Below are 9468 nucleotides of genomic sequence, written 5' to 3'. Positions count from 1 at the left end.
TTATAATCGGTTTTGTAGCTCATTTTTAGCGCGTAACTCACGGCGTAAAGCACCTCTATCGCACGCTGATACGCACTGCCCGGCTCATTTGGATCGCCCTTGCCGCGGATACAAACGAAATTTGCGGGCGGGACGGTTAAAATTTGCGGCGTCTGCTTTGGCGCATAAAGCTGCTTAAACTCTTTTTTAAAATCAAACATTTTTGCTCCTTTTGCTGGATAAAATTTAGCTGAAATTTTACTATTTCGCATCGCCCAAAACGCTAGAAGTAAAATTTAATCTCATCTAAATAAATTCCAGCCGTGAAATTAGAGAGCTAAATTTAAGCTTTTATTTAACGCAAAAACCGGGTGCGAGGGCAAATTTGATATTTAAATTTGCCGGCACACGCTTACTCGCCGCCCAGATACTCCTGCAGGCTTCTTACTTCCAGCGCGCTGCCGTCCTGCACGCTTTTTAGCGATTTAGCCGCCGCTAGAGCCGCCGACATCGTCGTGAAATACGGAATCTTAAATCGCATGATGTTTTGTCTGATTTTCTTGCCGTCTTCGCTGTTTGACTTGCTGTCGCTGGTGTTGATAACAAGTGCGATATCGCCGTTTTTGAGCCTATCCTCGACGTTTGGGCGACCTTCGCTGATTTTGTAGACGAACTCGCTCTCTACGCCTGCGCCCTCTAAAATTTTATACGTTCCGCCCGTGGCGATGATTTTAAAGCCTAGACTTATGAGCTCGCTCGCCAAATTTGCGGCGTATTTTTTGTCCGCGTCGGCAAGAGTCAAAAATACTAGCCCGCTTGTAGGCAGCGAGTTGCTCGCGGCGATCTGACTTTTAGCAAAGCTCTTGGCAAAGCCCACAGATATACCCATGACCTCGCCCGTACTTTTCATCTCAGGACCCAGTATCAAATCGGCGCCAGAAAGCTTGTTAAACGGAAAGACCGCTTCTTTGACGCAGACGTGATTTTTCACGCGAGGCCTTAGTATGCCGCGCTCCTCGTAAACTGCGCCGTAGTTATCGTAAAATTTAAGCGCCTCGCGCAAATTTCCTTGCCACATCACGCGCGTAGCGACCTTTGCCATCGGCACGCCGGTGGCCTTGCTAACAAACGGCACGGTGCGGCTAGCACGCGGGTTTACCTCGATCATGAAAAGTTCATTCTCGTATATGGCAAACTGGATATTCATTAGCCCCACTACGCCTAAATTTAGCGCGATGTCGCGGGTTTGGTTTTCTACCTTTTCGATCATCTGCGGGGTCAAATTTAGTGGAGGTAGTATGCACGCGCTGTCGCCGCTGTGGATGCCCGCCTCCTCGATGTGCTGCATCACGGCGCCGATATAGACGTCCTTACCGTCGCTGATCGCGTCTACGTCAAGCTCTACGGCGTCTTGTAAAAATTTATCGATTAGTACTGGCGAGTGGTTGCTAACCTTGACCGCCTCGCTCATATATAAGCGTAGCTCCTCATCGCTATGCACTCGTCTCATCGCGCGGCCGCCTAGCACGTAGCTAGGGCGCACGAGCACCGGATAGCCGATAGCTGCGGCCTTTTCTAGCGCCTCTTTTTCGCTCGTAGCAGTGTCGTTTCTCGGCTGTTTGACGCCTATTTTAGAGATAAATTCGCTAAATTTCTTGCGGTCTTCGGCGACGTCGATCGTGCGCGCGCTGGTGCCGATGATTTTCGCACCCGCTATGCTTAGGCGTTTGGCGAATTTTAGCGGCGTCTGACCGCCAAAATGCACTATCACGCCGTCCGGGTTCTCATGCTCGATCACGGCTCTAACATGCTCGAAATCGATCGGCTCAAAATACAAAATATCGCTCGTGTCGTAGTCGGTGCTGACGGTTTCGGGGTTGCAGTTGTACATTATGGTTTTGATGCCCATATCGCGTAGCGCGTAGCTGGCGTGCACGCAGCAGTAGTCAAACTCTATGCCCTGGCCTATGCGGTTTGGACCGCCGCCGATGATCATCACTTTTTTCTCTTTTTGCGCCGAATTTGCGTTTAAATTTGACTCCGTAAAATTTGACGAAAGATGCGGTAGTTTCGTGATATTCGTCGTCGAGTAAAGATACGGCGTGAGCGCCTTAAACTCGCCCGCGCAGGTATCGACTTCGTTGTATTCGAGGTAGATACCCATTTTCTCGCGCGCGAAATAAATATCGTTTTGACCTAGGTCGAGGTTGTCTTTTAAATTTATCAGATGCGCGATCATCTTGTCCGAAAAGCCCATCGTTTTAGCTTCGCGAAGTAGCGGCTCGTCGTTTAGGATGTCCATATCGATGCGCTCTTCAAATTTAACTATCTGCCAAATTTGATCCAAAAACCACGGATCGATCTTGCTCATCTCGTGCACTTCGGCCACGCTAAGCCCGTCGCGAAACGCCTGCGCGACGTATAAAATGCGGCTTTCGTTCGCATTTCTAAGGCCGTAAATTAGCGCGTTTTTCTCCAAATTTACGAAGTTAAATCCGTAATAATCCTTTTCCATAGAGCAAAGCGCCTTTTGGATACTTTCCTTAAACGTCCTGCCGATCGCCATAACCTCGCCCACGCTCTTCATCGCGGTGCCTAGATACGGGTTCGCGCCCGGAAATTTCTCAAACGTAAAGCGCGGGATCTTAGTCACGATGTAGTCGATGACGGGCTCAAAGCTAGCGGGCGTGCCCGTGATGTCGTTTTTGATTTCATCCAGGCTAAAGCCCACGGCTAGCAGCGTCGCGACCTTGGCGATCGGGTAGCCCGTAGCCTTTGAGGCGAGCGCAGAGCTACGGCTAACGCGCGGGTTCATCTCGATCACGATCATGCGGCCGGTTTTTGGATTTATAGCAAACTGCACGTTGCTACCGCCCGTATCCACGCCGATCTCGCGTAAAATTTTAAAACTCGCGTCGCGCATCGCCTGATACTCTTTATCCGTTAGCGTAAGAGCGGGCGCAACCGTGATACTGTCACCCGTGTGCACGCCCATCGGATCGAAGTTTTCGATCGAGCAGACGATGATGCAGTTGTCGTTGCGGTCGCGGATGACCTCCATCTCGTACTCTTTCCAGCCCAGCAAGCTCTCCTCGACCAAAATTTCTCGTATCGGGCTGGCGTCTAGGCCGGTTTGGGCTAGTTCTTTAAATTCGTCGATATTATACGCCACGCCGCTACCGGCGCCGCCTAGCGTATAGCTAGCGCGGATGATGAGCGGAAAGCCGATGTTTGCGGCTGCGGCTAATGCCTCGTCCATGTCGTAGGCGTACTGGCTTTGCGGCAAGTCCATGCCGATCTTTTGCATCGCCTTTTTAAACTCCTGCCTATCCTCGCCCTTTTTGATGGCTTGCGGATTCGCGCCTAGAAATTTGACGCCGTCCAGCATATCCGCCTCATATAGCTGCATCGCGACGTTTAGCGCGACCTGACCGCCCATCGTAGGCAGTATGGCGTCGACTTTTTCTTTATCTATGATGCGCTTGATGCTCTCTTTGGTTATCGGCTCGACGTAGGTCGCATCGGCGAAATCAGGATCCGTCATGATGGTGGCGGGATTTGAGTTAATGAGTACGACGCGGTAGCCTAGCTGCTTTAGCGTCTTTGCCGCTTGCGTGCCGCTGTAGTCAAATTCGCACGCTTGCCCGATGACGATAGGGCCGCTGCCGATGAGTAAAATAGTATTGATGTCGGTTCTTTTTGGCATTATTCTTCCTTTGTTACGACGTATAGATACGAGGGGATGGTTATGTTTACGTAGGGCTTTACGGCCGCGCTTTTATATAGGCTCTCTTGGATCACGCCCGTAACCTTGCCCACTGAAATCCCGCTGAAAAATATCCCGTCAAGCCCGCTCGTGACGACCTCGTCGCCCTCCTTTGGGCTGAGCCACTGGGGGATAAATTTCACCGTTATTCCGTCTTTGCTCCCGTGCGCTATGCCCGGGATTTTTTCCTCGCCGATTGATACGGCGAATATACTTTTTGGATCGTTTTGCAGCAAGGCCATAGGGTTGCCGTCCTTGCTCACGACGATACCCGCGCTCTTACCTTGGTAAATTAGCCCGTAAATTTTAGACTCGTCGTAGCCGCTAAATTTATCCAACCAGACCTTGTCGTAGTCGCTGATATTTACGTAGCTTAGCGCTCGTACGAGCTGGACTCTAGGCTCGTAGGCGGTCGAGTTTTTATCGACCAAAATTTCGTTTAGCTCCTTTGCGAAGCTTGAAAGCAGAGCTGCCGATTTTTCCAGTTCGGCGTTTTGAGCGCGAAGCTGCTTTATCTCCTCGCGCTGCCTAAAATGCTCGTTTACGCCGTCTTTTACAAATTTGACCGCGTCGTCGTAGGCGGCGACTATGCGGCTGTTTAAATTTACGACGTATCCCGAGATGAGCGCGCCTCTATCAAGCGAAAAAAATACCAGCGCGCCTATAAGAGCGACGAATAAAATTTTACTCTTCATTTACGAGTTGTTGTAAAAATTTAATCTCCTCAAGAGCCTTGCCGGTACCTCTAGCCACGGCTAGCAACGGATCGTCCGCGACGAAAACCGGAAGCTTAACGATATCGCTTAGATATTTATCAAGGCCGCGGATCAGCGCTCCGCCTCCGGTTAGCACGATGCCGTTTTCAACGATATCCCCGGCAAGATCGGGCGGCATCATCTCAAGTACGGTTTTTAGGGCGTCTGCGATCTCTTTTAGAGGTTCTCGCATAGCCTCGCGCACGTCCTCGCTCGTTAGCTCCACGCGGCTTAGTAGGCCGCTGATTTGGTCGCGACCTTTTACTACGATGCTAAGCTCCTCGGGTAGCTGAATCGCCGAACCGACGGAGATTTTGATATCCTCGCCCGCGCGCTCGCCGATTAGGAGGTTGTATTTTTCTTTTATGTAGTTTACGATACTCATATCGATTTTATCGCCCGCGGTGCGGATAGATTTGCTGATGACTAGGCCGCCTAGAGACACTACGCCGATCTCGGTCGTACCGCCGCCGATATCGACGACTAGGTTTCCTTGCGGTTCGCGCACGGGTAAATTTGCCCCGATAGCCGCAGCCATCGGCTCCTCGATCAAAAATACCTCTCTAGCCCCGGCGCTTAGCGCGCTCTCTCGCACGGCTTTTCGCTCGACTTGAGTTAGGCCGTAAGGCACGGAGATAATGATACGAGGGCGCAGGAAGCTCTTTCTGCGGTGAGTTTTTTCGATAAAATAGCGGATCATCTTTTCCGTCATGTCAAAATCCGCGATAACGCCGTCTCTCATCGGACGGATCGCCTCGATATCGCCGGGAGTTTTACCCACCATCTCTTTTGCTTCGTGGCCGACGGCTAAGATTTTTTGCTTGCCGTATTTTTCGCGTTGTACCGCGACGACGGAGGGCTCGTTTATTATGATACCCTTATCTTTTACCAAAACTAGCGTATTTGCCGTGCCTAGGTCGATACCCATATCGCTTGAAAAAAATCCTATTATCTGGTCTAAAATCATCTGTATCCTTATGCGCTTATTTTATTGTTTTTTACGAAAATCGGCTTTTCTTTGCCGCTTACGACCTCTTTTGTTATCACCACGTCGTAGCCCGCAAGCTCCGGTAGCTCATACATTATGTCAGTCATTACCTCTTCCATTATGCTTCGTAGCCCTCTAGCTCCCGTTTTTCGCTCGATAGCTAGTCTCGCGACCTCTTTTAGAGCTTCGTCGTCAAATTTCAAATTTGCCCTATCTATCGCGAAAAGCTTTTGGTACTGCTTTAGTATCGCATTTTTAGGCTCGGTTAAAATTCGCACCATATCATCCTCGGTGATCTTATTTAGCGTGGCGACCACGTGAAGTCTGCCGATTAGCTCCGGGATTAGTCCAAAATGCACCAAATCGTCGCTCTCAAGCGCGTCTAGCAAATTTTCCCTATCGTCTTTTGAGCGTTTATCTTGACCAAAGCCCAGCACGTTTTTACCGATCCTGCGTTCGATGATGTCGGCTAGTCCGTCAAACGCGCCCCCGCAGACAAAGAGGATATTTGAGGTGTCTATCTGGATAAATTCCTGATTGGGGTGCTTCCTGCCGCCTTTTGGAGGGATATTTACGAGGCTGCCCTCTATGATTTTTAAAAGCGCCTGCTGTACGCCCTCGCCGCTCACGTCGCGCGTGATCGAGCGATTTTCGCTCATCCTGGCGATCTTGTCTATCTCGTCAACGAAAACTATGCCCTGCTCGGCGCGCTTTACGTCGCCGTCTGCGGCCTGTAAAAGACGAGTCAGGATATTTTCCACGTCTTCGCCGACGTAGCCGGCCTCCGTTAGGCTCGTAGCGTCGCAGATAGCGATAGGCACATCTAGAAATTTAGCCAGCGTCTGTGCCATCAGCGTCTTGCCGCTACCGGTAGGGCCGACTAGCAAGATATTTGATTTTGATATCTCCGTATCGTCCTCGATCTCGCCTTTTCTAAAAATTCTTTTGTAATGGTTATAAACGCCGACGCTAAAGACCTTTTTGGCCTTATCTTGACCGATGACGTAGTTATCTAGCACCGCTTTTAGCTCTTTTGGAGTTAAATTCGTATAGTCTTTGTCGGTTTTATTTTCAGGACTTGATTCTTGCAGGCTCGTATCGCCGCAAATCATATTATAAGCAGCATTCACGCAGTATTCGCAGATGAAAGCCTTATTGTCCAAATCCGCAAAAAGGCGTCTATCGTTTGACTCCGTCTCGCCGCAAAAATTACATTTTCTCACCATTATTCTCTTCCTTTTGCTAACGGGATACCGCGCTTGGTGCTTAGGATAAATTCGCACATTTTTCGCACCTGTTCGTTCGCTGCGCTCTTTAAAAGCTCGCTGGCCGCAGCCTTTAGATCCCCGCTTTTTCTAAATAAAAATTTATACGCCCTATTTATCTCTTCGACCGCGTCTTTATCGAACCTTCGTCTGATACCGACTAAATTTAAGCTTCTGATATAGGCTCGGTTGCCTTCAGCCAGGCAAAACGGCACGACGTCCTGAGATAGCGCGCTAGCGCCCGCGATCATGCAGCTCTCGCCGACTCTCACGAACTGATGTATCGGCGTCATACCGCCAACGACGCTGTAGTCGCCTAGCTCCACGTGACCCGCTAGAGTCGCGTTATTTGCCAGGATGACGTTATTTCCGACGACGCAGTCGTGCGCGACGTGGCAGTAGGCCATGATAAAGGCGTTATCGCCGATACGCGTGATCCCGTCGCCTTTGTGCGTGCCCGAGTTTATCGTGCAAAACTCGCGGATCGTCGTGTTTTTACCGATGCGAACGCCCGTGTTTTCCTCGGCGCGGTAGCTCACGTCCTGCGGGATATCGCCCACGATAGCGTAGCTGTAAATTTTACCGCCCTCGCCGATATGCGTGTCGCCCACGATCCTGGCGCCTTGCTTTACGAGTACGCCGTCGCCTAGCACGGCGTCTTTGCCGACGTAGGCGTAGGCTTCGATCGTTACGTCCTCGCCGATCTTCGCGCCGTCCTCGACGACGGCTTGCGGATGGATATTTCTCATTTTGGCTCGCTTATTTATCTACGATCATAGCTTTTAGCTCGGCCTCGCATGCTAGCGTGCCGTCCACGTAGGCTTCGCCTTTTAGTACCCAGATGTTACCTTTGTGTTTTAGCACTTCGAGGCGGTACTCGAGCCTGTCACCCGGGCGTATCGGGTGGCGAAATTTCGCTCCGTCGATGCTCATAAAATAAACGACTTTATTTTCGATGCCCGCTTGATGCTCGTCGCTCATACTCTTAAACGCAAGCACGCCGCCGGCCTGCGCCATGCCCTCGATGATCATCACGCCCGGATATATCGGGTGACCCGGGAAGTGCCCCTGAAACACGGGCTCGCCGATCGTTATGTTTTTATACGCGACGATGTGTTTAGCGGGCTCCAGCTCGGTCACTCGGTCGATGAGCAGAAACGGATACCTATGCGGGAGTATTTTTTGGATTTCAACGATGTCGATCACTTTAAACCTTGTGAGTAAAATTTAAAGCCGATTTTAGCCAAATTTTGCTAAGAAAAAGATTATTGATTTGGCCGGGGCAAAATTTAGCCTCTAAATTTTCGCGCCCGCCTTTTATCTCGAGCGCGTTAAATTTAGCTCAAATTTGCGCCACCAAAACCTCGCGACTATCGTTATAAAGCTCGTCTTTAGCGTAGATCTCGTATCTGCCGGCGCGAATTTCATCCAGCACGATTATAGGATTTTGGCTAAATTCTCCGCACAGCTCGCGGCGGATTTCCAGCTCGCGAGGTACCGCGATAGGCCGGCAACAAAGCTCGTTTACGCTAGCGAAATTTTCGCCAGAAAGCTCGTTAAATTTAGCTAAATTTAATAGCATCACGCCGTCTCGTAGCTCGTCGCAAATTTGAGCCGCCTCGCTCACGCTAAATTTGACGTTTTCGCGCTTAAAATGCGAGTAGAGCAAAAAATACGACGGCACTACGCCGCCACTAAATTTGACGTAGGCGCGCAACAATCGGTAGTTTAGAAAATACTTGCGCGACAGATGAAACGGCGCGCCCTTTTCCTCGCACTCTCGCACCTTTTCATAAAGCTCCAGACGCTCCTCGATGCCGCCCGGCATCACTCGCCCGCTAACCTCGCTCATAAGCTCGCTAAGCGGCAGTTTTTGCGCCTCGCGCTGCTTGCTAAGCCCGAAAATACAGCCGCAGTAGTTTTGATGATAGAGTTTATCTTTTTTAGCAAGCTCAAACTGCGCGTTCGTGCCGCCGCCCGCGCGGTAGTCCACGGCAAAGGCTTCAAGGCCGTATTCGTCCGCGGCCTTATTTAGCGCGGATTCTAGCTGCGAGAAGTCCTTTTTCGGGCTCATCAGTAGCGTCGTGGTGATAGCTTTTTCGCCTAGCTCAAGCGCCTTTTTGGCCGAATTTCCCACGCGAAAATCAAAGCAATACGCACAGCGCTTGCCCTTTTCAGGCTCGTTTTCAAGCCCTTTTGCGCCCGCAAGCCACGCCTCGTATTCGTACTCACCGCAGATGAGCTCGATACCTAGCTTTTCGCAGCTTCTTTTTACGTCGCGAAACCTCATCAAAAACTCGCTGTACGGATGGATATTTGGATCGTAGAAATAGCCGATGAGACGCTCGCGCGGACGGTCGGCGCGCAGGCGCTGCAGAAAATAGTGGCTGTCGACCGAGCAGCAAATATGAACTAACATTATAATTCCCCATAAACGACGGATTTTAGAATAAATTTTTCTATACCCGCCGCAGTCACGGACGACCGGTCCGCTCCTTTGCGGGCAAGAAAAATTTATTTAAACTACGCCTATTTTGTCTTGAATAATTTTTGCCGATTTTACTAAATTTAACTGCAAATTTTATTAAAGCTAGCGGCTTAAATTTAAAGTCCAGCCAAATTTAAATCCGCACGTAGTGTAGCAACCTCTCACGTCGTAAGGGTTGGGGGATTGTTAAGGGGGAAGGGAGCGACTTCGTAATTCAAGCCCCTTCC

Annotated in this window: 7 protein-coding genes and 1 pseudogene; all 8 read right to left on the bottom strand. The window is 50.3% G+C overall.

The window, feature by feature from the left end; translation table 11 throughout:
- Window positions 1–200: pseudogene (locus Q0218_RS09070) on the bottom strand (GyrI-like domain-containing protein); the annotation flags it as partial.
- A gap of 191 nt (window positions 201–391) precedes the next feature.
- Window positions 392–3685 (bottom strand): carbamoyl-phosphate synthase large subunit, encoded by a 3294-nt coding sequence (gene carB / locus Q0218_RS09065; protein ID WP_297968863.1) that lies wholly within the window; start codon window positions 3683–3685, stop codon window positions 392–394.
- Window positions 3685–4440 carry a rod shape-determining protein MreC gene (gene mreC, locus Q0218_RS09060; RefSeq protein ID WP_297968862.1) on the bottom strand — a complete coding sequence of 252 codons (756 nt, stop codon included), beginning with the start codon at window positions 4438–4440 and terminating at the stop codon, window positions 3685–3687. The genes carB and mreC overlap by 1 nt, the downstream gene beginning before the upstream one ends.
- Window positions 4430–5467: a rod shape-determining protein gene (locus Q0218_RS09055; RefSeq protein ID WP_122863225.1), complete on the bottom strand. Its 1038-nt coding sequence runs from the start codon at window positions 5465–5467 to the stop codon at window positions 4430–4432. The genes mreC and Q0218_RS09055 overlap by 11 nt, the downstream gene beginning before the upstream one ends.
- 8 nt (window positions 5468–5475) lie before the next feature.
- A complete protein-coding gene (gene clpX, locus Q0218_RS09050) occupies window positions 5476–6714 on the bottom strand; it encodes an ATP-dependent Clp protease ATP-binding subunit ClpX (RefSeq protein ID WP_297968861.1) in 1239 nt (412 codons plus the stop codon).
- Window positions 6714–7502 (bottom strand): acyl-ACP--UDP-N-acetylglucosamine O-acyltransferase, encoded by a 789-nt coding sequence (gene lpxA, locus Q0218_RS09045; protein ID WP_297968860.1) that lies wholly within the window; start codon window positions 7500–7502, stop codon window positions 6714–6716. The genes clpX and lpxA overlap by 1 nt, the downstream gene beginning before the upstream one ends.
- Window positions 7503–7512: 10 nt before the next feature.
- Window positions 7513–7959, bottom strand: coding sequence for a 3-hydroxyacyl-ACP dehydratase FabZ (gene fabZ / locus Q0218_RS09040; protein ID WP_297968859.1), 447 nt, complete (start codon window positions 7957–7959; stop codon window positions 7513–7515).
- A gap of 136 nt (window positions 7960–8095) precedes the next feature.
- On the bottom strand, window positions 8096–9172 hold the full coding sequence (locus Q0218_RS09035) for an epoxyqueuosine reductase QueH (protein WP_297968858.1): 1077 nt from the start codon (window positions 9170–9172) through the stop codon (window positions 8096–8098).
- Window positions 9173–9468: the final 296 nt, after the last annotated feature.

Source organism: uncultured Campylobacter sp. (genome assembly GCF_938039245.1).
GTDB lineage: Bacteria > Campylobacterota > Campylobacteria > Campylobacterales > Campylobacteraceae > Campylobacter_A.
Note: the sequence above shows the minus strand (reverse complement) of the source record. Positions and strands in the feature narration are given on the sequence as shown.